25 protein-coding genes and 1 other RNA gene are annotated in these 20,673 nt (G+C 66.7%); 16 read left to right on the top strand and 10 right to left on the bottom strand.

The features are described 5' to 3' along the window. The first annotated feature begins 147 nt into the window (after nucleotides 1–147). From purB to GGC30_RS02020, 3 genes are all read left to right on the top strand, one after another. Nucleotides 148–1,449, top strand: a complete 1,302-nt coding sequence (gene purB / locus GGC30_RS02030; RefSeq protein ID WP_153922459.1) for an adenylosuccinate lyase — start codon at nucleotides 148–150, stop codon at nucleotides 1,447–1,449. Further along, nucleotides 1,446–1,946, top strand: a complete 501-nt coding sequence (locus GGC30_RS02025) for a DNA-deoxyinosine glycosylase (protein WP_370451835.1) — start codon at nucleotides 1,446–1,448, stop codon at nucleotides 1,944–1,946. Before purB ends, GGC30_RS02025 begins: the two co-directional genes overlap by 4 nt. A gap of 148 nt (nucleotides 1,947–2,094) precedes the next feature. Further along, nucleotides 2,095–2,727 (top strand): fasciclin domain-containing protein, encoded by a 633-nt coding sequence (locus GGC30_RS02020; protein ID WP_055752966.1) that lies wholly within the window; start codon nucleotides 2,095–2,097, stop codon nucleotides 2,725–2,727. A gap of 184 nt (nucleotides 2,728–2,911) precedes the next feature. Here GGC30_RS02020 and GGC30_RS02015 read toward each other — a convergent pair whose 3' ends face one another. Next, the gene (locus tag GGC30_RS02015) at nucleotides 2,912–3,235 is read right to left on the bottom strand and encodes a DUF1476 domain-containing protein (RefSeq protein WP_045809905.1); all 324 of its coding nucleotides are present in this window, start codon (nucleotides 3,233–3,235) and stop codon (nucleotides 2,912–2,914) included. A 289-nt stretch (nucleotides 3,236–3,524) separates the two neighbouring features. On the opposite strand from GGC30_RS02015, the gene purC reads away from it, so the two are divergent. From purC to purQ, 5 genes are all read left to right on the top strand, one after another. Next, nucleotides 3,525–4,283 (top strand): phosphoribosylaminoimidazolesuccinocarboxamide synthase, encoded by a 759-nt coding sequence (purC, locus tag GGC30_RS02010; RefSeq protein ID WP_055752965.1) that lies wholly within the window; start codon nucleotides 3,525–3,527, stop codon nucleotides 4,281–4,283. Then, the gene (gene purS, locus GGC30_RS02005) at nucleotides 4,283–4,534 is read left to right on the top strand and encodes a phosphoribosylformylglycinamidine synthase subunit PurS (RefSeq protein ID WP_055805975.1); all 252 of its coding nucleotides are present in this window, start codon (nucleotides 4,283–4,285) and stop codon (nucleotides 4,532–4,534) included. Before purC ends, purS begins: the two co-directional genes overlap by 1 nt. A gap of 96 nt (nucleotides 4,535–4,630) precedes the next feature. After that, the gene (locus tag GGC30_RS02000; protein WP_153922457.1) at nucleotides 4,631–5,110 is read left to right on the top strand and encodes a YbhB/YbcL family Raf kinase inhibitor-like protein; all 480 of its coding nucleotides are present in this window, start codon (nucleotides 4,631–4,633) and stop codon (nucleotides 5,108–5,110) included. A 60-nt stretch (nucleotides 5,111–5,170) separates the two neighbouring features. Further along, nucleotides 5,171–6,373, top strand: a complete 1,203-nt coding sequence (locus GGC30_RS01995) for an MFS transporter (protein WP_153922455.1) — start codon at nucleotides 5,171–5,173, stop codon at nucleotides 6,371–6,373. Nucleotides 6,374–6,406: 33 nt separating this feature from the next. After that, nucleotides 6,407–7,069: a phosphoribosylformylglycinamidine synthase subunit PurQ gene (gene purQ, locus GGC30_RS01990; RefSeq protein WP_153922453.1), complete on the top strand. Its 663-nt coding sequence runs from the start codon at nucleotides 6,407–6,409 to the stop codon at nucleotides 7,067–7,069. On the opposite strand, the gene GGC30_RS01985 is transcribed toward purQ, so the two are convergent. Both GGC30_RS01985 and GGC30_RS01980 read right to left on the bottom strand, forming a co-directional pair. Then, nucleotides 7,070–7,294 carry a hypothetical protein gene (locus GGC30_RS01985; protein ID WP_153922450.1) on the bottom strand — a complete coding sequence of 75 codons (225 nt, stop codon included), beginning with the start codon at nucleotides 7,292–7,294 and terminating at the stop codon, nucleotides 7,070–7,072. Nucleotides 7,295–7,352: 58 nt separating this feature from the next. Continuing rightward, on the bottom strand, nucleotides 7,353–7,772 hold the full coding sequence (locus GGC30_RS01980) for a hypothetical protein (RefSeq protein ID WP_370451834.1): 420 nt from the start codon (nucleotides 7,770–7,772) through the stop codon (nucleotides 7,353–7,355). A gap of 75 nt (nucleotides 7,773–7,847) precedes the next feature. Between GGC30_RS01980 and GGC30_RS01975 the strand changes: the two genes are divergently transcribed. Continuing rightward, nucleotides 7,848–8,645, top strand: coding sequence for a hypothetical protein (locus GGC30_RS01975; RefSeq protein WP_153922448.1), 798 nt, complete (start codon nucleotides 7,848–7,850; stop codon nucleotides 8,643–8,645). 3 nt (nucleotides 8,646–8,648) lie between these two features. Here GGC30_RS01975 and GGC30_RS01970 read toward each other — a convergent pair whose 3' ends face one another. Then, complete coding sequence (locus tag GGC30_RS01970; protein ID WP_055752957.1) at nucleotides 8,649–8,894, bottom strand: hypothetical protein; 246 nt, start codon at nucleotides 8,892–8,894, stop codon at nucleotides 8,649–8,651. Continuing rightward, on the bottom strand, nucleotides 8,891–9,031 hold the full coding sequence (locus GGC30_RS01965; protein WP_153922446.1) for a hypothetical protein: 141 nt from the start codon (nucleotides 9,029–9,031) through the stop codon (nucleotides 8,891–8,893). Before GGC30_RS01965 ends, GGC30_RS01970 begins: the two co-directional genes overlap by 4 nt. 110 nt (nucleotides 9,032–9,141) lie before the next feature. Between GGC30_RS01965 and purL the strand changes: the two genes are divergently transcribed. The 6 genes from purL (at nucleotide 9,142) to GGC30_RS01935 (ending at nucleotide 16,330) form a co-directional block, all read left to right on the top strand. Next, nucleotides 9,142–11,358, top strand: a complete 2,217-nt coding sequence (gene purL, locus GGC30_RS01960; protein WP_153922443.1) for a phosphoribosylformylglycinamidine synthase subunit PurL — start codon at nucleotides 9,142–9,144, stop codon at nucleotides 11,356–11,358. Next, a complete protein-coding gene (locus GGC30_RS01955) occupies nucleotides 11,355–11,792 on the top strand; it encodes a DUF305 domain-containing protein (protein WP_055752955.1) in 438 nt (145 codons plus the stop codon). Before purL ends, GGC30_RS01955 begins: the two co-directional genes overlap by 4 nt. Nucleotides 11,793–12,350: 558 nt before the next feature. Continuing rightward, nucleotides 12,351–13,754, top strand: a complete 1,404-nt coding sequence (locus GGC30_RS01950) for a cytochrome P450 (RefSeq protein WP_153922441.1) — start codon at nucleotides 12,351–12,353, stop codon at nucleotides 13,752–13,754. A 61-nt stretch (nucleotides 13,755–13,815) separates the two neighbouring features. Then, the gene (locus tag GGC30_RS01945; protein ID WP_153922439.1) at nucleotides 13,816–14,604 is read left to right on the top strand and encodes a hypothetical protein; all 789 of its coding nucleotides are present in this window, start codon (nucleotides 13,816–13,818) and stop codon (nucleotides 14,602–14,604) included. Between the two features lie 26 nt (nucleotides 14,605–14,630). Then, nucleotides 14,631–15,173: a tyrosine-protein phosphatase gene (locus GGC30_RS01940; protein ID WP_235551235.1), complete on the top strand. Its 543-nt coding sequence runs from the start codon at nucleotides 14,631–14,633 to the stop codon at nucleotides 15,171–15,173. A gap of 65 nt (nucleotides 15,174–15,238) precedes the next feature. Further along, a complete protein-coding gene (locus tag GGC30_RS01935) occupies nucleotides 15,239–16,330 on the top strand; it encodes a glycosyltransferase family 4 protein (protein ID WP_228763546.1) in 1,092 nt (363 codons plus the stop codon). On the opposite strand, the gene GGC30_RS01930 is transcribed toward GGC30_RS01935, so the two are convergent. From GGC30_RS01930 to GGC30_RS01910, 5 genes are all read right to left on the bottom strand, one after another. Further along, nucleotides 16,309–17,130: a TIGR00282 family metallophosphoesterase gene (locus tag GGC30_RS01930; protein WP_045809851.1), complete on the bottom strand. Its 822-nt coding sequence runs from the start codon at nucleotides 17,128–17,130 to the stop codon at nucleotides 16,309–16,311. The genes GGC30_RS01935 and GGC30_RS01930 overlap by 22 nt on opposite strands. Beyond that, nucleotides 17,127–17,675: a 5-formyltetrahydrofolate cyclo-ligase gene (locus tag GGC30_RS01925; protein ID WP_153922432.1), complete on the bottom strand. Its 549-nt coding sequence runs from the start codon at nucleotides 17,673–17,675 to the stop codon at nucleotides 17,127–17,129. The genes GGC30_RS01930 and GGC30_RS01925 overlap by 4 nt, the downstream gene beginning before the upstream one ends. A gap of 80 nt (nucleotides 17,676–17,755) precedes the next feature. Further along, nucleotides 17,756–17,916: non-coding RNA, 6S RNA (gene ssrS, locus GGC30_RS01920), on the bottom strand. Between the two features lie 63 nt (nucleotides 17,917–17,979). Continuing rightward, nucleotides 17,980–18,303, bottom strand: a complete 324-nt coding sequence (locus GGC30_RS01915; protein ID WP_153922430.1) for a cell division protein ZapA — start codon at nucleotides 18,301–18,303, stop codon at nucleotides 17,980–17,982. Further along, nucleotides 18,303–18,551: a hypothetical protein gene (locus tag GGC30_RS01910; RefSeq protein WP_153922428.1), complete on the bottom strand. Its 249-nt coding sequence runs from the start codon at nucleotides 18,549–18,551 to the stop codon at nucleotides 18,303–18,305. The genes GGC30_RS01915 and GGC30_RS01910 overlap by 1 nt, the downstream gene beginning before the upstream one ends. A gap of 94 nt (nucleotides 18,552–18,645) precedes the next feature. Here GGC30_RS01910 and tkt point away from each other — a divergent pair, with 94 nt between their 5' ends. Then, nucleotides 18,646–20,637, top strand: coding sequence for a transketolase (tkt, locus tag GGC30_RS01905; protein ID WP_370451833.1), 1,992 nt, complete (start codon nucleotides 18,646–18,648; stop codon nucleotides 20,635–20,637). Nucleotides 20,638–20,673: the final 36 nt, after the last annotated feature.

Here is a 20,673-nt window from a genome sequence, read left to right as displayed (position 1 = left end):
ATGGCGTCGGGTCGTCCCGGCGTTGGTCCCATGTGGGGAGGTCGTCCTCCTGAAAGCGCGCTGAATCTGGGACAACAGCCGGCAAAGTCAACCTCGCCGCCCCGCAAACCTTGACTCCGCGGCCCCCACGACCGACACGACCCGCCCATGATCACGCGCTACTCCCGCCCCGTCGCCGCCGCTATCTGGTCCCAGGAAACCAAGTACAAGATCTGGTTCGAGATCGAGGCCCACGCCGCCACGAAGATGGCCGAACTGGGCGTGATCCCCAAGGAATCGGCCGACGCCATCTGGGCCAAGGGCAAGGATGCGACCTTCGACGCCGATCGCATCGACGAGATCGAGCGCACCACAAAGCACGACGTCATCGCCTTCCTGACGCACGTCGCCGAGATCGTCGGCGAGGAAGCCCGCTTCCTGCACCAGGGCATGACCTCGTCGGACGTGCTGGACACCTGTTTCGCGGTTCAGCTGGCGCGGTCGTCGGACCTGCTGATCGAGGGCGTCGACCGGGTTCTGGCCGCGCTGGAGACCCGCGCCAAGGAGCATAAATACACCCCGACCGTGGGCCGCTCGCACGGCATCCACGCCGAGCCGGTGACGTTCGGCCTGAAGCTGGCGGGCTATCATGCCGAGTTCCAGCGCGCCAAGCGCCGCCTGCTCGCCGCCAAGGAGGAGATCGCCACCTGCGCCATCTCCGGCGCCGTCGGCACCTTCGCCAATGTCGACCCGGCAGTCGAACAGTATGTGGCCGATCAGATGGGCCTGACCGTCGAGCCGGTCTCGACCCAAGTCATCCCGCGCGACCGCCACGCCGCCTTCTTCGCCGCACTGGGCGTCGTCGCCTCATCGGTCGAGCGTCTCGCCGTTGAGATCCGCCACCTGCAACGCACGGAAGTCCTCGAAGCCGAGGAGTTCTTCGACAAGGGCCAAAAGGGCTCGTCGGCCATGCCACACAAGCGCAACCCGATCCTGACCGAGAACCTGACCGGCCTGGCCCGTCTGGTCCGCTCGGCCGTGACGCCCGCGATGGAGAACGTCGCCTTGTGGCATGAGCGGGACATCAGCCACTCCTCGGTCGAGCGCGGCATTGGCCCGGACGCCACCATCCACCTGGACTTCGCCCTGCACCGTCTGGCCAATGTGGTCGAGCGGCTGAACGTCTACCCGGAGAATATGCAGAAGAACATCGACCGCCTGGGCGGTCTGGTGCACTCGCAGCGGGTGATGCTGGCCCTGACCCAGGCCGGCGTGTCGCGCGAAGACGCCTATGCCGTCGTTCAGGAAAACGCCATGAGGGTCTGGCGCGGCGAAGGCGCCTTCCTGGATTTCCTGAAGGCCGACGAACGCGTCACCCTGCCCGCCGACCAGCTCGAGGCCCAGTTCGACCTCGGCTACCATACCAAGAACGTGGACGTGGTGTTCAAGCGGGTGTTCGGAGACGCGTGACCGACGTCCGACGCATCGGCTTCGCACCCGTCGTCGATACGGAAACCCGATTGTTAATCCTGGGCAGTTTGCCCGGCGACGCTTCGCTGAAGGCGGCCCAGTACTACGCCCATCCGCGCAACGCCTTCTGGCCGCTGATCAGCGGGATGCTGGGTGAAGACATGGCGGCACAACCCTATGAGCAGCGACTGGATCGATTGAAGGCGCGCGGCGTGGGACTGTGGGATGTGATTGCGTCGGCGGAACGGTCAGGCAGTCTGGATGCCGCGATCCGCTCGCCGGAGGCGGCTGATCTGCGCGGCCTGATCGGCGGCTTGCCGCGGCTGAGAGCGGTCGCCTTCAACGGCAAGCTAGCGGCCAAGTTGGGACGGCGCATTATCGGCGACGTCGCAGGGGTTGGCCTTATCGACCTGCCTTCAACCAGCCCGGCTCATGCGATTCCACTGGCAGGCAAGGCGGACATCTGGAATTCGTTGACTGATCTGATCGAACGATAGTTCTCTTGCTGCAAAGCAGCATAGAAGTGCGCGCGAAAACTGAATGGTGAAGCTGCGATGTCTTGTCGCGCGGCATGCATCCATTGTGCGGTGTCGCGCGTAACGTTCCCGTTACCGCCTTGAGAGCGGCCCAAAGGGAACGAAACACATGACCAAACTTCGCAATCTTATGCTCGTCGCCGTCTCCGGCGGCGCGCTGATGGCGCTCGGCGCCTGCGGCAACAACGAGCCGGCCGCCACGACGCCGGCGGAATCGACCGCCATGGCTCCGGCCGACGGCGCCGCCATGGCCCCCGCGACCGACCCGATGGTGGGCGGCGCTGCCATGAGCCCGAACGAGACGATCGTCGCCAACGCCTCCAAAGCCTCCAACCTGACCACCCTGGTCGCCGCCGTGAAGGCCGCCGGCCTGGTCGACACCCTGCAAGGCGCGGGCCCGTTCACGGTCTTCGCCCCTGACAACGCCGCATTCGAGAAGATCCCCGAGGCGACGCGCACCAGCCTGATGCAGCCGGCGATGAAGGCGGATCTGACCAAGATCCTGACCTACCACGTGGTCGCCGGTCGTCTGACGGCCGCCGATATCGCAGCCCAGGCCGAGGCCAACGGCGGCACCGCCACGCTGAAGACGGTTCAGGGTGAAGAACTGAAGGTTTCGGCCGGCCCGAACAACACCTGGGTCATCACCGATGCCAAGGGCGGCAAGTCCACGATCACGCAGGCCGACGTGGGACAATCGAACGGCGTCGTCCACGTCGTCGACACGGTTCTGATGCCGTAAAAAATATTTGGTTTCGGGCGGCGACGCCTGAAACCAAATCTCGGCCCTGGTGTTCTTCAGGGGCGCGAGACGCACAGTACGCCGGGTGAGACATCCCCCAACGTCCCCGGCAAGAAGAAAGGGCCGCACTTTCCCCCGGGTGCGGCCCTTTCGAATTCTCAGATCAGTTCGAAGACCGAAGCGATTACTCGCCGGCGCGGATCTGCTCGCGGGCGATCGAGGCCAGTTCGTCGATCTTGGAGCGAATCTCGCCCTCCGACACCGACAGGCCCGAGGCCTTGAAGTCGCCGGCGACCTTGCGGAACACGTCCTCGTCTCCCGGCTGTTCGAAATCGGCGCGCACCACGGCGGCGGCGTACTGGTCCCCGCTTTCGCTCGACAGCCCCATCTTTTCGGCAGCCCAGAGGCCCAGCATCCGGTTGCGCCGGGCGATGGCCTTGAACTCCTGCTCCTGATCGAGGGCGAACTTGGCCTCGAAGGCCTTTTCCCGATCGTCGAAGGTCGTCATTTCGCTCAGCAAAGCTCCGTCCACCCCGCTAACGTCGGGGCAAGCGCCGTCTATAGACCGCCCGCCCGTGAACGCAACCTGACTTCCGTCGCATGGACATCCTGTCCCCAATGATTGCGGCGGCGGCCATCCTCATTTGTGTCGCGGGCCGCCTTCGGCTAAGGAGACCCCGAACGAGATTGACTGCCCGAACGATTCCGAAACGCGCCGCCAGGACCGGGTCTTCCCCCTCCACATATGGCCGCGCGATTTTTGTTTCTGGAGGGCGCCCGTAAGCCGGGACCGGACCATGAATAGCAAGCGCAAGAAGATCTACGAGGGCAAGGCCAAGATCCTGTACGAAGGACCGGAGCCCGGCACCCTGATCCAGTATTTCAAGGACGACGCCACCGCCTTCAACGCGCAGAAGAAGGCCGTTCTCGAAGGCAAGGGCGTGGTGAACAACCAGATCAGCGAGTTCATCATGTCGCGCCTGAACGGCATCGGCGTGACCAACCACTTCATCAAGCGCCTAAACCTGCGCGAGCAGCTGATCCGCGAAGTCGAGATCATTCCGCTGGAGGTCGTGTGCCGCAACATCGTCGCCGGCTCGATGAGCCAGCGCCTGGGCATCGAGGAAGGCACGCCCCTGCCCCGCTCGATCATCGAATTCTACTACAAGAAGGACGAGCTCAACGACCCGATGGTCACCGAAGAGCACATCACCGCCTTCAACTGGGCCTCGACCCAGGAGCTGGACGACATGCTGGCGATGACGGTGCGGGTGAACGACTATCTGTCGGGCATGTTCAGCGCCGTCGGCATCACCCTGGTGGACTTCAAGATCGAGTTCGGCCGGGTGTGGGAAAACGACTTCAGCCGCGTCCTGCTGGCCGACGAGATCAGCCCCGACAGCTGCCGCCTGTGGGACGCCTCGACCGGCGAGAAGCTGGACAAGGACCGTTTCCGCCGCGACCTGGGCAATGTCATTGAAAGCTATACCGAAGTCGCGCGTCGCCTGGGCATCATGAAGGGCATGCCGACGGTGATCCAGGGAGGACTGCACTGATGGCCCCAACCGCTTCAAGCAAGGTCAAGGTTCACGTCTTCCTCAAGCCCGGCGTCCTGGACGTTCAGGGCAAGGCCGTCGAAGGCGCATTGCAGGGTCTGGGTTGGTCGGGCGTCTCCAACGCCCGCGTCGGCAAGCTGATCGAGTTCGACCTCGCCGGCGCCGAAGACCCGCAAGGCGAAGCCAAGAAGATGTGCGAGCAACTGCTCGCCAACACGGTGATCGAAAGCTACCGCATCGAGGCGGCGTAAACTCTGCTGTCTCCTCTCCCATGTCCTGGGAAGGAGACAGTTGCATCCTTCGGCATCGACGCCAGTTAAGCAGACGGCTTGATTGACGGAGCGCCCATGACCTTCACCCTTACCTCCACCGATATCCAGGACGGCGGCGTGCTGCCGGACGCCCAGGTTCACGCCAAGGGCAACACCTCGCCGCAGCTCTCCTGGTCCGGCGCGCCGGAAGGGACCAAGAGCTATGCGATCACGTGCTATGATCCCGATGCTCCGACCGGCTCGGGCTTCTGGCATTGGACGGTGGCCAATATTCCCGCAGATGTGACCGAGCTGCCGGCCGGCGCCGGCTCGCCGGGCGGGCATCTGCCGCATACCGCCGTTCAGGGCCGCACCGACTATGGTCAGCCCGGTTTCGGCGGCGCCGCCCCGCCGCCCGGCCATGGTCCGCACCGCTACATCTTCACCGTCTTCGCCGTGGATGTGGAGAGCTTGGAGGTCACGGCCGACGATTCCGGCGCCGTGTTCGGCTTCAACCTGCACTTCCACACCCTGGCCAAGGCGTCGCTCACCGCGACCTACGAAAACAAAGCGTGATCGGTGCTGGGCGGCGTCGCCCTTGTGGCGTCATGAACGCTGATTAGTGTGCAGCGCAACATGACAGACGCCGCTCTAGACACCGCACTTCCCGTCCGCTCGCGCGGGGCGGTCGCCCTCGTGCTGATCGCCCTGGCCATGGGCGGATTTGCGATCGGTGTGACTGAGTTCGCGGCCATGAGCATTCTGCCAGACTTCGCCGCCGGGCTCGGCGTCGATGCACCGACCGCCGGCCATGTCATCAGCGCCTATGCCGCCGGCGTCGTGGTCGGCGCGCCGATCCTGGCGGTCCTAGGCGCACGCTACCCACGCTGGCTGCTGCTGATCACCTTCATGGCCCTGTTCGCCATCGGCAATGTGGCCAGCGCCCTGGCCCCAACCTATCACTGGATGCTGGTCTTCCGCTTCCTCAGCGGCTTGCCGCATGGGGCCTATTTCGGCGTGGCGGCCCTGGTCGCGGCCTCCATCGTGCCGCTGCATTTTCGCACGCGGGCGGTTTCGACCATCCTGATGGGGCTGACGGTCGGGACCGTTTTAGGCGTGCCCGTCGTCAACGTCATCAGCCATGCCTATGGCTGGCGCTGGACCTTCGCCATCGTGGGCGTGCTGGCGGTGATCACCATGGCCCTGGTCGCTCTGTTCGCACCGCGGGATCCGGCCCACCCCGACGCCAGCCCCTGGCGCGAGTTGGGCGCCTTGAAGCGCAGCCAGGTCTGGCTGACGCTGGGCGTGGGCGCCATTGGCTTTGGCGGCATGTTCGCAGTTTACGCCTATCTCGCCTCGACGCTTGAGGCGGTGACGGGCGCCAGCCCCGGCGTGCTGCCGTGGGTTTTCGCCGTGTTCGGCGTGGGCATGTTCCTGGGCAATATCGTGGGGGCCTGGGCGGCGGACCATCTGGGGTTCAAGGCGGCGGGCGGCCTGTTGCTATGGAGCGCGGCGGCGCTGGCGCTTTATCCGCTCGCAGCGCCTCACCTGTGGGCCGTGATGGTCGTGGTCTTCCTGATCGGCGGCGGAGGCGGCCTGGGGTCGATCCTGCAGACGCGGCTGATGGACGTCGCCGGCGACGCCCAGACCCTGGCGGCGGCGCTCAACCATTCGGCGTTCAACACGGCCAACGCCATCGGACCGCTCTTGGGCGGGATGGCGATTGCGGCCGGCTACGGTTGGGCGTCGACAGGCTGGGTCGGCATGGGCCTGTCGCTGGGCGGCTTCGTCATCTTCGTGATCGCCTGGCTGAGCGGTCGGGCGCGCGCGACGACCTGACAAGGCGAAAGAACCCTGCTAAAGGCCCGCGCCATGAGCGCAGCCGTCATCGTCTTCCCCGGTTCCAACTGTGATCGCGACTGCAAGGTCGCCGTCGAACGCTCCACCGGCGAGCCGGTCTCGATGGTGTGGCACGCCGAGACCGAACTGCCCCAGGGTCTGGACCTGATCGTCATTCCCGGCGGCTTCTCCTACGGCGACTATCTGCGCTGCGGCGCCATGGCGGCCCAGTCGCCGGTGATGCAGGCGGTCAAGAAGGCCGCCGACGACGGCGTCGCCGTGGTCGGCATCTGCAACGGCTTCCAGATCCTGTGCGAGGCCGGAATGCTGCCCGGCGCCCTGCTGCGCAACAAGGGTCTGAAATACGTCTGCAAGCCCATCGCCCTGACCGTCGCCAACGGCCAGACCCGCTTCACCGCCGGCTATCAGGGCCAGCGCGAAGTGACGATGACCCAGGGCAACGGCGACGGAAACTTCTTCGCCGACGCCGAAACCCTGGCCCGGATCGAGGGCGAGGGTCAGGTCGTCTTCCGCTACGTCGACAATCCCAACGGCTCGGTCAACGATATCGCCGGCATCCAGAACGCGCGCGGCAACGTTCTGGGCATGATGCCCCACCCGGACCGCGCCTTCGAAGCCGAACTGGGCTCCGCCGACGGCGCGACCCTGTTCCAGAGCATCTGCGCGGCCGCCTGATCAGTCGGCGTCGTCGACGCCCTGAACGGCCAGGCTTTCGTCCAGTTCGTCAGCGTCGGTCGACGCGCCGTCTTCAGAGCCTTCGTCCTCATCCGGCGTAACCACGCCGCCCGGTTCGCGCTGGGCGGCCAGCTCACGTGCGCCGACGCCGAGGCCCTGTTCGATGGCGCGGTTGGCGGCGACTTCGTCTTCGAGCGAGGGCTGGGTGTTTTCCGTATCGGCCATGATGGGCTCCCTTGAGTATGGACTGCCCCTGACAACCGCGCGGTCAGGCCGATTGTTCCTAACGGCCGAAAAACGGCTCCAGACTGGCGCGCGACAGCGGGCGGAAGATCAGGAACTGACCGTCCACCGTCACCGTCACCTCATGCGCTTGCGGACGTTGCAACAGGGCGGGATCATCGAGCGACACGGCGCGGCCTGAGGCGATATCGCGCGCATCCAGCGCCGGGGTCGTCGGCCGCCCCTTTTCGTTGGCCAAGATCGACAGGAAACCGCGCACCTCATTAGCCTGTTGCTGAGGCGTCAGGGCGGCGCGAACCCGTGACCAGGCGGTCTGGACCGAGGTGGGCAGCGGCGCTCCGCTCGTCTGGGCGGACGCCTGGCCCGCTGCCAAGACTATTGCGCTCAACAGAGCCGGCAGGGAGGTTTTCAGCGTCATGTCGGGCAGGATGAAGCCGCCGCCCGCCAATGCAAGCTTCACTTTTCTGCCGGTCGCGGTGAACCTTCTGGCGTGGCGAGGCGTAAAGGCGGGAACACGCGTCGCACTGGAAATCGAATGTCCTCCATAATCCGTCCCACGCCCCGCCAACGCACCCGTCGTCTGATCGTCCTGGCCGCCGCCCTGTTCGCCATCATCGTGCCCCTGGTTCAGAACCTGGCGGGCCTGGGCCTGAACCAGGCCGAGTTCGCCGCCGACGGCAACAGCACCCTGCGCGTTGCGGGCTACGCCTTCTCGATCTGGGGCCTGATCTATATCGGCATTCTGGCCTATGCGATCCGTCAGGCCCTGCCGCAGACGGGCGAAAGCCCGCTGCTGGGCCGAATGGGTCTGCCGTCCGCCGTCGCCTTCTTCGGCATCGGATTCTGGATCATCGTGGCGGCCCTGAACCTGAAGGCCGCCAGCGTGGGCGTGATTTTCGCCTCGCTGATCGCGGTGTTGCTGCCGATGCTGGCCGTATCCAGCCACATCCGCGCGCTGCGGATGTTCGATCGCGAGCGCATCCTGCTGGTCTGGCCGCTGGCGGCCTTGGCGGGCTGGCTGACGGTGGCTGCGCCGCTGAACCTGATCACGACGGCGACCGCGTTCAACGCTCTTCCCGCCGCCCTGACGCCTGACCTGTGGGCCATCGTCGCCATCGTCGCCGTCACGGTCGTCGCCCTGGCGGTGACGGCGGTGCTGCGCACCCTCGCCTATCCGCTGCCGACGGCCTGGGGTCTTCTGGGCGCGTTCGTCGCCGAACAGGCGGACAAGCCGACCGTCGCCTTCACGGCCTTGGCCGGCGCGATCGTCCTGTTGATCGGCGGCCTGCTGCTGACCTTCCGCCTGCGACCGGGCGTCGAACGCGCTCGCTAAGCCTCAGGGTTTGTCGGTGACCGCGTCGTCCTGAGGCGCATGGTCGTCGGCGCCCACGTCGAAGGCGCCGGTTTCGTCGAAGCCGACGCTGCCGACCCCGACGGCCGAACCGGTCAGCCGCTGACGACGGCTGGCCAGAGCCGCTTGCGGCGCCGCGGCGTCCATCTCCGCAGTGGTTTCAGGATCATTTGAACGATCCATCTGCTGGCCCGAGGCCGGGACGATGCGGTCGGTGTGGGGCTTGCTCACGCCTCGTCCTCCTCGGCATCATCGGCCTGTTTCTGAGCCCGCTCGGCCAAGGCGGAGGCGCCGGCGTCGTCGGCGGCGATCTCGGGCAGGTCGTCATCTTCGGGGGTGGCGGCGGGGTCGATGGGCGTGTCGGTCATAGAGGCTCCTTTGGCTGTCGATGAAATCAACCACCTGCGATGGACGATGTTCCCCGTTCTTGCGCCGCGCGGGCTGACATTCGGCCCATCTGCGGCTAGAAGCGCCGCCCATGAGCGCTCCGCAAAAGACTATGGCTGAACTGGCCGCCGAATACGGCCTGGCCCCCAATGAATATCAGGTCGTCCTCGACCGACTGGGGCGCGAGCCCAACCACGTCGAGCTGGGCGTCTTCTCGGTCATGTGGTCCGAGCACTGCTCCTACAAATCGTCCAAGATCCACTTGGGCAAGTTCCCCACGACCGGAGAGCGCGTCATCTGCGGGCCAGGCGAGAACGCCGGCGTGATCGACATCGACGACGGCGACGCCTGCATCTTCAAGATGGAGAGCCACAACCACCCATCCTACATCGAACCCTATCAGGGTGCGGCGACCGGCGTGGGCGGCATCATGCGCGACGTCTTCACCATGGGCGCCCGGCCGGTGGCCCTGCTGAACGCCCTGCGTTTCGGCGATCCCAGCCATGAGAAGACCAAGCGTCTGGTCAAGGGTGTCGTCTCGGGCATCGGCGGCTATGGCAACTGCGTCGGCGTGCCCACGGTCGCGGGCGAGACCAACTTCCACAAGGGCTACAACGGCAATATCCTGGTCAACGCCATGTGCGTCGGCCTGGCCCGCGCCGACGAAATCTATTATTCGGCCGCGCCGGAGGCGGGCCATGACGTGGTCTATTTCGGCTCCAAGACCGGCCGCGACGGCATCCACGGCGCCACCATGTCCTCGACCGAGTTCGACGACGAGTCGGAGGCCAAACGCCCCACGGTTCAGGTCGGCGACCCCTTCGCCGAAAAGCTGCTGATCGAGGCGACGCTGGAGCTGATGGCGTCCGGCGCCGTCGCCGCCATTCAGGACATGGGCGCGGCGGGCTTGACCTCCTCCTCCGTCGAAATGGCGGGCAAGGGCGGCGTCGGCATCGAACTGAACCTCGATAAGGTGCCCCAGCGCGAAACCGGCATGACGGCCTATGAGATGATGCTGTCGGAAAGCCAGGAGCGGATGCTGGCGGTGCTGAAGCCCGGCTATGAGGACGTCGGCTATCGCATCTTCCAGAAGTGGGGCCTGGACTTCGCTATCATCGGCGTGACCACCGACACCGGCAATCTGGTGCTGAAGCATCACGGCGAGACCGTCTGCGACGTGCCGCTGGCGCCCCTGTTCGACGACGCGCCCCTGTATGACCGCCCGTGGGTCCAGCCGGCGCTTCAGCCCAAGCTGAACCACTCGGACATTCCTGCGCCCGAAAACTGGGCTGATGCGGTGATGAAGGTCGTCGCCTGCCCCGACATGGCCTCCAAGCGCTGGATCTGGGAACAGTACGACCGCCACGTCATGGCCGACACGCTGCAGGACTCCTCGACCGGCGCCGACGCCGGCGTGGTGCGCGTGCATGGCACGGACAAGGGTCTGGCCGTCACCTCGGACTGCACCCCCCGCTACGTCCAGAACGACCCCTATGAGGGCGGCAAACAGGCGGTGGCCGAGGCCTGGCGCAACCTGACGGCCGTGGGCTCGCGTCCGATCGCCATCACGGACAACCTGAACTTTGGCAATCCGCAGCGCCCGGAGATCATGGGCCAGATCGTCCGCGCCATCGACGGGATGGCCGAGGCCTGCCGCGAACTGGTGTTCCCGGTCGTGAGCGGAAACGTGTCGCTCTATAACGAGACCAACGGCGTCGCCATTCCGCCGACCCCGACCGTGGGCGCCGTCGGCCTGCTGCCCAACTACGACGTGGTGACCGGCTTCTCGACCATGGCCGAAGGCGATGCGCTGGTCCTGATCGGCCAGACCCAGGGTGAACTGGGCGCCTCCATCTATCTGCGCGAGGTCCTGGGCCGTGAGGACGGCGCTCCGCCGCCCGTGGACCTAAAGCTCGAAAAGAAGACCGGTGATTTCGTGCGCGACCGGATCGAGGCGGGCGAGCTGACCGTGGTTCACGACCTCTCGGACGGCGGCCTGATCGGCGCCGCCGCCGATCTCGTGCTGGCCTCCGACGTCGGCGTGACCCTGGACGCCTCCAGCGCGGCCCACGCCCACATCTTCCTCTTCGCCGAGGATCAGGCCCGTTACCTGGTCGCCGTCCCCGACGCCGACGCCATCATCGCCAAGGCGCGCGAGGCGGGTCTGCACGCTTCGGTCGTCGGCCATGCGGGTGGCGCCGCCTTCGCCTCCAAGGGCGACAAGGGCGAACTGTTCAGCATCCCTATCGCCCACCTGCGCGAATGGCACGAAGGCTGGATGCCGGGTTGGCTGGGCGACGCCGCATGATCCGCGTCCTGACGCCGCTCGCCCTGCTCGGCCTGCTGAGCGCCTGCGATGGCGGCGGCGATCCGGTGCAGCAGGCGCTGCGCGACACCTCGGCCGCCAACCAGGCTGCGGCGGCGCGCACGACGGAACAGATGGAAGCCGCGGGTCATGCCGGTCACGACATGGGCGGCTCTACCCCCGGAGACAAAGCCTTCGCCGCCTCCGAGGCCGAGATGCACCGCAAGATGGCCGCCGCCTCGGGCCAGACGATCGATCAGGCCTATGTCGCCAAGATGATCGCGCACCACGAAGGCGCCGTCGCCATGGCCAAGGTCGCTCTGCGCGACAGCCGCGACCCCGAAATCCGACGCATGGCCCAGAGCGTCGTCGACACGCAGACGCGCGAGATCGCCGAGATGAAGGCCTGGGCGCCGACCGCCCCTCCGGCGAACTGAGATTGGCCAAGGGACCCTATCGCGGCGGCGGAAAGCCAGCGGCGCCCACCCGCACCAAGGCTCCGTCGACTGGGCGCCCGTCGTCCAAGCCTTCGCAGATCACCAGAGACGAGCTGAGGCATTTCGCCTTTCGTGATCGCTCCAAGGAGGCATTTCTGGACGAGCTCGACCCCCTGCTCCGCGCCTGTTTCAAAAGCGGCTTCACCCGGCCTAACGAGGTCGCCGGCCTGCTGAACAAGGCGGGAAAGAGCACCGCCTGCGGCCAGCCGTGGACGCCTCACCTGGTCTGGGGTCTTCAACGCTTCCTTTTCGAAAGGCGCGAAAAGAAGAGAGCGGCTCAAGCCGCGGCCCCCGCAGCGACGATTTCAAAACCCGCCGTGTCCAGCCAGCGCGCGAAAGATCTGGCTGCCGAAGATATGACGCGCTTGCTCGCCGCGATCGGCAGGGCGCGCCCGTCGCGTTGACTTCGCATTGATCCCGCATGAACGCAGGAGCCGGATGGCGCGTTTCAGAAGCGATGCGCCTGGCTGAACCGGCGACTTGAACAGGGAGCGTCTGATGGACGCGACGACCGCCGACACCATTTTCCGCCCTGCCATACCGCCCCGGCGCGCGGGCAAACCACTGTCGCTGCTGCCCTTCCTGTGGATCAGCTGGCGCGATCCGATCCAGATGTGGTCCGAGCGGCATTTCACCGAGCCGCAACTGCATGGATCTTCGGCCTTTGGCGAAATCCTGGTTGTCAGCCATCCCGAGGGCGTGCGGCATGTCCTGACCGAGAACGCCGCCAACTATGTGAAGGGCGATCTGCAACGGCGTGTGCTGGGGCCGATGCTGGCCGAGGGCCTGCTGCTGACCGAGGGCGAGGTCTGGCGTCGCGCCCGGCGTATCCTCGCGCCCCTGTTCACCCCCGCCAAGATGGCGACGCTGAACGCCCGGATGGCCGAGGTCTGTCACACGCGCGTGGCCGCCTGGTCGCTGTCGGCGCGCGGGCGGGTGCTGGATATCGACAGCGAAATGTCGGGCCTGACCTTCGACATCCTGTCCGCGACCATGTTCTCGGACGAGCTGGGCGGTGAGGCGCGCGGTTTCGAGCGGGCGTTAAACCAGTTCTTGGCCAACGGCGCGCGCATCGATCCGCTGGACGTGCTGGGCGCGCCGGACTGGGCGCCGCGCTTGGGCCGGCTGGCCAGTTTCCGCTCGGCCCGCTTCTTCGAGCAGCGCGTCACGAAGCTGGTCGAGGCCCGACGCGCCCGGATCGAGCGTGGCGTCGAAACGGGCGATGCGCCGCCGGCCGATCTGCTCAGCGCGCTTCTGCTGGCGCGGGATGAGAACGGCGGTCCGGGTCTGACCGACGAAGAGGTCGCGGCCAACATTCTGACCTTCATCCTGGCGGGGCACGAGACGACGGCCCGCGCCCTGGGCTGGACCCTGCATCTGCTGTCGCGCCAGCCGGAGTATTTGGCGCGGCTCCAGGCCGAGGCCGACGCCTTCGACGTCTCCGATCCCAAATGGGCCGAGGCCCTGCCCTGGACCCGGGCCGTGCTGGAGGAGACGATGCGCCTGTTTCCGCCCGCCCCGACCATGGCCCGCAAGGCCCTGGCCGACGACGAGATCGGCGGACAGACGATCAAGGCCGGCGCCACCGTCATCATCTCGCCGTGGATCCTCCAGCGTCACCAGCTGTTGTGGGACGACCCAGACGCCTTCAAGCCCGAGCGGTTCCTGCCTGAGAACCGCAAGGCCATTGATCGCTACGCCTACATCCCATTCAGCGCCGGACCTCGCGTCTGCATCGGCGCCGCCTTCGCTCTGCAGGAGGCGATGATCGCCTTGGCCGCCATCCTGCGCATCGCCGATGTCGAGGCCCTGACCACGGTGGAACCCCGTCCGGTCCACCAGATCACCCTGCGCAGCCGCGAGCCCATGCGATTGCGGCTGAGGGCGAGGCGCAAGGGCTGATCCAGCCCAAACTTGGCCGCAAATCCGGCGCGTCGTGGGCCGTCGAAACCGGATCGCCACGATGAGCACCACGCCCGCTGAACCGTCTATCGCCGGCACGGTGGACAAGGTGGCGAAGGTCACATTGGCCTTCTGGTTGATGAAGATTTGCGCGACGACGGTCGGCGAGACCGGCGGCGATCTGGTATCGATGACGCTGAAGGTCGGTTATGCCGTCAGTTCGCTGATCCTGCTGGGCTTCTTCGTCATCACCCTGATCGCTCAGTTGCGGTCAAAGCGGTTTAATCCCGCCCTCTATTGGCTGGTGATCCTGTCCACCAGCACGGCGGGAACGACCCTGTCCGACTTCATGGATCGCAGCCTCGGCCTGGGTTACGCCACGGGTGCGACGATCATCGCCGGCGTCCTGATTGCCGTTCTGGCGGCCTGGCGGCTGACCTATGGCTCGTTGAAGGTCGATCATATTCGCGAGCCGGGGGTGGAGACCTTCTACTGGCTGGCCATCCTGGCGTCGAACACGCTGGGTACGGCCCTGGGCGACTTTCTGGCCGACACCTCGGGCCTGGGGTATCTGTGGAGCAACGCCCTGATCTCGGGCGGCATCGTCCTGACGATCCTGGCCTGGAAATTCACCCGCATCTCGCCCACCGTCCTGTTCTGGATCGCCTTCGTCCTGACCCGCCCCTTCGGAGCCACCATGGGTGACCTGTTGACGAAATCGCACGCCAAGGGCGGACTGGACCTGGGCACCATCGGATCGACGGCGGCGTTGCTAGGCCTGCTGGTCGTGCTGCTGATCGCCACCACGGCCAACTATCGCAAATGGTTTACGGGAGCGCGCGCCGCGTGATCCGCCGGCTCTCACCCTTGAAGCTCGTGCTGATCTCGGCCGCCGTCAGTCTCGTCTGCCTGATCGCCTACATCATCGGCGTCGCCCTGAGCGGCAATGTCCACACCGTCATCGCCGGAGAGATTTATCGGGCCGGTCAGCCGCGCCCCGGCCTGCTGGACCGGATGGAGCGCCAGCACGGCATCCGCACCGTGCTGAACCTGCGGGGCCACAACCCCGGCTCACCCTGGTATGACGACGAGGTCGCCGAAAGTCGTCGCCTGGGCATCCAGCACATCAACTTCCGCATGTCGTCCAAGGAAGAGCTGACGCCGCAGGAGGTCCGCACCCTGATCGCCATCATGCGCGATGCACCAAAGCCCCTTTTGATCCACTGCGCCGGCGGATCGGATCGCACCGGGCTGGCGTCGGCCTTCTACGTCGCGGCGGTATCGAAGGGCGGAGAGTCCGCCGCAGAGGACCAGTTGTCGCTGCGCTTCGGCCATATCGCCCTGCCCAATCTGGACGCCTACGCCATGAACCGCACCTTCGAGAGGATGGAACCGGAACTGGGCTACCCGAACAGCTAAGGCGCCGTCGCCGTTCCGCCACGAACCGTCTATAGGTCGCGCCGACTTTCCCACTGGAGGCGACCTTGCGCACCGCCATCCTGCTCCCGCCGGGATGCCTGTTTTCCGAAGCTCAGCCGAACTCGATGGAGACGGTGGTGCGGACGATGGCGGGCGTCGATCAGGGCGGCGAGACGCGCATCTTCTGCTGCCAAGGCGCGGACGACGGCGTTTCAGCGAGCGTGGACGCCCTGCCCGCGGGGCGTAGCCGCATGCCGACACTTATCGAGCGGCTGCGCGCCTTTCGACCCGATGTGATCGAACATCATCAGCAGGTGAAACAGACGCTGGCCGTGCAGCAGGCCCTGCCCGACACGCCCCATCTGCTCTATCGCCACAACGCCCTGCGCCCGCCGCGCCACCTCATCGACCGATGGCGGTATCGGGCGCGTTATAAGCGGCTGGACGGCCTGGTCTTCGTGAGCGTGGCGGAGCGCGACGCCTTCGTGCGCACCTTCCCCGATCTTGACGACCGAGCCTTCGCGGTGCCCAACCCCATCGACGCCGGCGCCTGGCTGGCCTCGCCCGAGGATCGAGAGCCGGTGATCGCTTTCGCCGGGCGCGCCATGCCCGAAAAGGGCGTCGATGTGCTGTGCGCCGCCCTGCCCCGCGTTCTGGACGCCCATCCCGACTGGCGCGCCGTGCTGATGCTGAACGACTGGGACGATCATGCGCGCTGGGCGGCCCGGCATGTCGCCCCGCTGGAAAAGTATGGCGACCGGGTCGAGGTGCTGAAGTCTGCGCCTTTGGGCGAGGTGCGGCGACGGATGCAGACGGCCGCCATCGCCCTGACGCCATCCGTCTGGGACGAGCCGTTCGGTCTGACGGCCGTGGAGGCCCATGCGGCGGGCGCAGCGCTGATCTCCTCCGGCCGGGGCGGCCTGCGTGAAGCCAGCGGGCCGCACGCCCTCTACGTCGATGCAGTGACGCCCAAGACATTATCGGCGGCGATGGACCGGCTGATCTCGTCACCCGAGGAACGATTGGCGCTGGCGCGATCCGCCCAGGCCCATGTGCTGGCGACCCATACGCCGCAACGTCGTGCAGCCGAACTGGCGGCCGTCCGCCAGACCGTGATCGACCGTCGCCGGGCGCGTCAGACGACCGGGATCGCCTGAGACAACCGCCCGCCGACCCGGATCGGCTCGACCCGCACGGCCAGCCCTGTCCTGTCGTCCGTCTCGACGAAGACCCCGCATACCGTCGCGGGTCCGGAGGCCGGCATGTAGCGACCGCCCGAAATCCGGGTGGTGAAGCGGCGCAGCGGCTCTTCCTTCTCGTTGCCGATCACGCTGTCATAGTCGCAGCAGCCGCCGGCATCGGTCTGATAGGCCGTGCCGCCGGGCAGGATCTGGCAGTCGGCCGTCGGGACGTGGGTGTGGGTGCCGACCACCAGCGACGCGCGCCCGTCGCAGAAATGGCCCATCGCCATCTTCTCGGACGTGACCTCGGCATGCATGTCCACGATCACGGCGTCCGCCACCGCGCCGAGGGGCGCCGCCGCCAGTTCGCGCTCCACCGCCCCGAACGGGTCGTCCATCGGGTCCATATGCACCCGGCCCAGCACGTTCATGACCAGGACCGTGCGGCCCGAATGGGTCTCGAACAGATTGGCCCCGGCGCCTGGCGCATCCATCAGGCGCGGATAGTTCGCCGGCCGGATCAGGCGCGGCTCGCGCACGATATAGGTCAGGGCCTCGCGTTGGTCCCAGCTGTGGTTGCCCAGCGTCAGGCAGTCGGCGCCCGCCATGAACAGTTCGCGCGCCGTGTTCTCGGTAATGCCGAAGCCGCCCGCGGCGTTCTCCGCATTCACGACCACGAAGTCGAGCTTCAGGTCCCGCTTCAGGCCCGGAAGATGATCGCTGATGCCGTCACGGCCGGACTTGCCGATGACGTCGCCGAAAAATGCCAGTCTCATTTGAAAGCCGTATAGCCGGTCTCGGTCAGAACGCCATGCAGTCGAATGTCGTGAGGCTCCAGCGCCAGCCGTTCGACCCTTTGGCCGGCATAGGCGAAACCGATGCGGATGGCGTCGGGTCGGGCGGCGAACGTCCGGTCGTAATAGCCCCCGCCTTGCCCCAGGCGGCCGCCCTGATCGTCAAAGGCCAGCAGCGGCGTCAGGATCAGGTCCGGCATGACGACCTCGGCCAGCGGCAGCGGCGCGGGGCATCCGGCGGCGTCCATCTCCAGCGGCTCGCCGGGCGACCAGGCGCGGAACTCCATCGGCGCGTCGCGCTGGACCACGACCGGCAGGCACAACCGGCGGCCCGCCGCCTCCAGCGCCGCGGCCAGGGCGTCGGTGTCCAGCTCCGACCCCATGGCGCGATAGAGCGCGACGATCTGAGCGGCAGGAAGGGCATCGGCATGGTCCGCCGCCCGGCTGGCGGCCAGCGGATCGGTCTCGGCCAGACGCTTGCGCAAGGCGCGGGCAGCCGATCGAAGTTCGTGCTTGTTCTTGATCATCGAACCGCCCCTACGAACGCGTGCTCATGCAAAGAGCCGCCTCGCGGCGAGCGATAGCACACTCACAAAGAGAGGAAGGTGGCGGCGCCGCGCGAACCGTGAAGAACGTTTAAATCCTCTCGACCTGGGTAGCCAGGTGGGCTCCGTATGCCCAAGCCCTCGAGCCCGGACAGGGACAGATCCCTATGAGTGAATTAAGGTCAGAAGGATATGTTGTCTTCGACGTGAGCCGCAGCAAGACCCGCCGTCGATCAAGATAGGCCTTCGCTGGCCCCGACGCCAGCATCCGCAGCGGAATAATCGCCTAGAGGTTTTGGGCGATCTTTTCGATCCGCGCGGCGACAGCGTTCAGCGCCTCGGCGACCCCGTCCGTCGAGGCCGGAGCCGGGGCGGCCGCTGACGAAGGCCCCGCCTTGCCGGCGTTCAGCCGCGCCTCGTGCAGTTCATCGGCCAGGATCAGGGCTGACATCAGAAACAGCCGCAGATCGCCGACATGGCCCACGTCGCCTGCGACCTGACGCACCTGGTTGTCGAACTGTTTGGCCAGGATGCGGACCCGCTCTTCCTGCCCGTCGGCGCAGCCCACCGCATAGGGGCGTCCGTTGACCTCGACCGTCACCGTCGCCATCAGCCGGCCTCGCTTTCGGCCAGGACTTCGCGCACCGCTTGGGCGGCGCGGCCCAGCGCCTCGGACGCCTCGCGCCCGGCGGCCTCCAGTTCGGCGACGCGCTGGCTATCCGCACGCGGCGCGAACAGATCGTCGTCCGCGATCGCGGGCGCCGAGGCGGGCCGCGCCTTCAGCTCCAGGATCTTGCGTTCCAGTTCGGCCAGGGCGCGGTCGATACGCGCCCGTGCGGCCGTGGTGGCGTCTGCCATCGGTCGCTCCTTTAGATTCCGTATAGAAGCCGAGGACGCGCCGGGGTAAAGGGGCGCGCCCCCTTTTTCCGCCTTCCCAACAGAGGTCTCCACAGTGACCGACGCCAAAACCGCACCAAAGGCCACGCCCGAGCAGATGGCGAACGCCATTCGCGTCCTCGCCATGGACGGCGTCGAGAAGGCCAAGTCCGGCCACCCCGGCATGCCGATGGGCATGGCCGACGTCGCCACGGTGCTGTTTTCCCGCTTCCTGAAGTTCGACGCCTCGCGCCCCGACTGGGCCGACCGCGACCGCTTCATCCTGTCGGCCGGCCACGGCTCGATGCTGATCTACGCCCTGCTGCACCTGACCGGCTACAAGGGCGCGACGAAGGAAGAACTGTCCAACTTCCGCCAGTGGGGCTCCAAGACCGCAGGCCACCCGGAGTACGGCCATATGCCGGGCGTCGAGGTCACCACCGGCCCGCTGGGCCAGGGTCTGGCCACCTCGGTCGGTTTCGCCATGGCCGAGCGTCATCTGGCGGCGAAGTATGGCGATGATCTGGTCGATCACCGCACCTGGGTCATCGCCGGCGACGGCTGCCTGATGGAAGGCGTGTCGCAGGAAGCCATTGCTCTTGCCGGCCGCTACAAGCTGAACAAGCTGCACGTCCTGTGGGACGACAACGAGATCACCATCGACGGCAAGGTCTCTCTGTCGGACACCACCGATCAGAAGGCTCGCTTCAAGGCCGCCGGTTGGGCGGTCAAGGCCATCGACGGCCACGACATGAACGCCATCAAGGGCGCGATGAAGTGGGCCATGCGTCAGGACAAGCCCACCCTGATCGCCTGCAAGACCAAGATCGGCAGGGGCGCCGCCACGATGGAAGGCAGCCACAAGACCCACGGCGCGGCCCTGGGCGCCGCCGAGATCGCCGCCACGCGCCTCGGCCTGGCCTGGGATCACGATCCCTTCGAAATGCCCCAGACCATCGCCGACGCCTGGAAGAAGGTCGGCCGTCGCGGGGCCAAGGACCGCAAGAAGTGGGAGGCGCGCCTCGCCGCCTCGTCCCAGGCCGCCGACTTCACCCGCGCTATGAAGGGCGACCTGCCCGAGGCCGCCTTCGACGCCCTGAACGCCAAGATCGCCGAATTGGTTGAGACCCAGCCGGCCCAGGCGACGCGCCAATCTTCGGGCGCGGCGCTCGACGAACTGTTCGCCGCCATTCCCGAACTCGTTGGCGGCTCGGCCGACCTGACCGGCTCGAACAACACCTTCGTCAAGAGCACGCCGATCCTGGACGCGCCGACCTATGAGGGGCGTTACGTCAACTGGGGCATCCGCGAGTTCGGCATGGCCGCCGCCATGAACGGCCTGGCCTTGCACGGCGGGGTCATTCCTTACGGCGGCACTTTCATGGTGTTTTCGGACTACAGCCGCCCGGCCATCCGTCTGGGCGCCCTGATGGGGGTCCGCGCCATCCATGTCCTGACGCACGACTCGATCGGCCTGGGCGAAGACGGCCCGACGCACCAGCCGGTCGAACATCTGGCGGCGCTGCGCGCCATTCCGAACCTGCTGGTCTTCCGCCCCGCCGACACCATCGAGGCCATGGAATGCTGGCAGATCGCCCTGCAGACCAAGACCGCGCCGTCGGCCCTGGCTCTGTCGCGCCAGAAGACCCCGGCCGTCCGCACCGTCGCCGCGACCGAAAACCTGTCTGCGAAGGGTGCCTATGAGATCAAGGCCGCCAATGGCGAGGCCAAGGCCACCCTGTTCGGCACCGGCACGGAACTGGCTCTGGCGCTGAAGGCCGCCGAAACCCTGGAGGCCGAGGGCGTGGCGACCCGCGTTGTCTCGGTCCCCTCGTTCGAACTGTTCGAAAAGCAGGACGCCGCCTACCAAGCCTCGGTCATCGGCCGCGGCACGGTCCGCGTCGCCGTGGAAGCCGCGATCAAGCAAGGCTGGGAACGCTTCATCGGCGAAGACGGCGCCTTCATCGGCATGACCGGCTTCGGCGCCTCGGCCCCGGCCGAGGTTCTGTACGAGAAGTTCGGCATCACCTCGGACGCCATCGTGGCGGCGGTCAAGGCGCGGCTTTAATCCTCAGATCCTCCCCCGCTTGCGGGCGAGGGGGAC

The sequence above is a fragment of the Brevundimonas sp. SPF441 genome, from assembly GCF_009661015.1.
In the GTDB taxonomy this organism is placed as follows: domain Bacteria; phylum Pseudomonadota; class Alphaproteobacteria; order Caulobacterales; family Caulobacteraceae; genus Brevundimonas; species Brevundimonas vesicularis.
This window is presented reverse-complemented; position numbering and strand designations above follow the sequence as displayed.

Bases quoted from the DNA above. Each gene is read 5' to 3' on its own strand.
- GGC30_RS01930 (WP_045809851.1), bottom strand. From the start codon at position 17,130: ATGAGACTGGCATTTTTCGGCGACGTCATCGGCAAGTCCGGCCGTGAC.
- GGC30_RS01955 (WP_055752955.1), top strand. From the start codon at position 11,355: ATGATCCGCGTCCTGACGCCGCTCGCCCTGCTCGGCCTGCTGAGCGCC.
- GGC30_RS02015 (WP_045809905.1), bottom strand. From the start codon at position 3,235: ATGACGACCTTCGACGATCGGGAAAAGGCCTTCGAGGCCAAGTTCGCC.
- GGC30_RS01925 (WP_153922432.1), bottom strand. From the start codon at position 17,675: ATGATCAAGAACAAGCACGAACTTCGATCGGCTGCCCGCGCCTTGCGC.
- purS (WP_055805975.1), top strand. From the start codon at position 4,283: ATGGCCCCAACCGCTTCAAGCAAGGTCAAGGTTCACGTCTTCCTCAAG.
- GGC30_RS01910 (WP_153922428.1), bottom strand. From the start codon at position 18,551: ATGGCAGACGCCACCACGGCCGCACGGGCGCGTATCGACCGCGCCCTG.
- purB (WP_153922459.1), top strand. From the start codon at position 148: ATGATCACGCGCTACTCCCGCCCCGTCGCCGCCGCTATCTGGTCCCAG.
- GGC30_RS01985 (WP_153922450.1), bottom strand. From the start codon at position 7,294: ATGGCCGATACGGAAAACACCCAGCCCTCGCTCGAAGACGAAGTCGCC.
- GGC30_RS01950 (WP_153922441.1), top strand. From the start codon at position 12,351: ATGGACGCGACGACCGCCGACACCATTTTCCGCCCTGCCATACCGCCC.
- purC (WP_055752965.1), top strand. From the start codon at position 3,525: ATGAATAGCAAGCGCAAGAAGATCTACGAGGGCAAGGCCAAGATCCTG.
- purL (WP_153922443.1), top strand. From the start codon at position 9,142: ATGAGCGCTCCGCAAAAGACTATGGCTGAACTGGCCGCCGAATACGGC.
- purQ (WP_153922453.1), top strand. From the start codon at position 6,407: ATGAGCGCAGCCGTCATCGTCTTCCCCGGTTCCAACTGTGATCGCGAC.
- GGC30_RS01975 (WP_153922448.1), top strand. From the start codon at position 7,848: ATGTCCTCCATAATCCGTCCCACGCCCCGCCAACGCACCCGTCGTCTG.
- GGC30_RS01995 (WP_153922455.1), top strand. From the start codon at position 5,171: ATGACAGACGCCGCTCTAGACACCGCACTTCCCGTCCGCTCGCGCGGG.
- GGC30_RS02020 (WP_055752966.1), top strand. From the start codon at position 2,095: ATGACCAAACTTCGCAATCTTATGCTCGTCGCCGTCTCCGGCGGCGCG.
- GGC30_RS01915 (WP_153922430.1), bottom strand. From the start codon at position 18,303: ATGGCGACGGTGACGGTCGAGGTCAACGGACGCCCCTATGCGGTGGGC.
- GGC30_RS01945 (WP_153922439.1), top strand. From the start codon at position 13,816: ATGAGCACCACGCCCGCTGAACCGTCTATCGCCGGCACGGTGGACAAG.
- GGC30_RS01965 (WP_153922446.1), bottom strand. From the start codon at position 9,031: ATGACCGACACGCCCATCGACCCCGCCGCCACCCCCGAAGATGACGAC.
- GGC30_RS02000 (WP_153922457.1), top strand. From the start codon at position 4,631: ATGACCTTCACCCTTACCTCCACCGATATCCAGGACGGCGGCGTGCTG.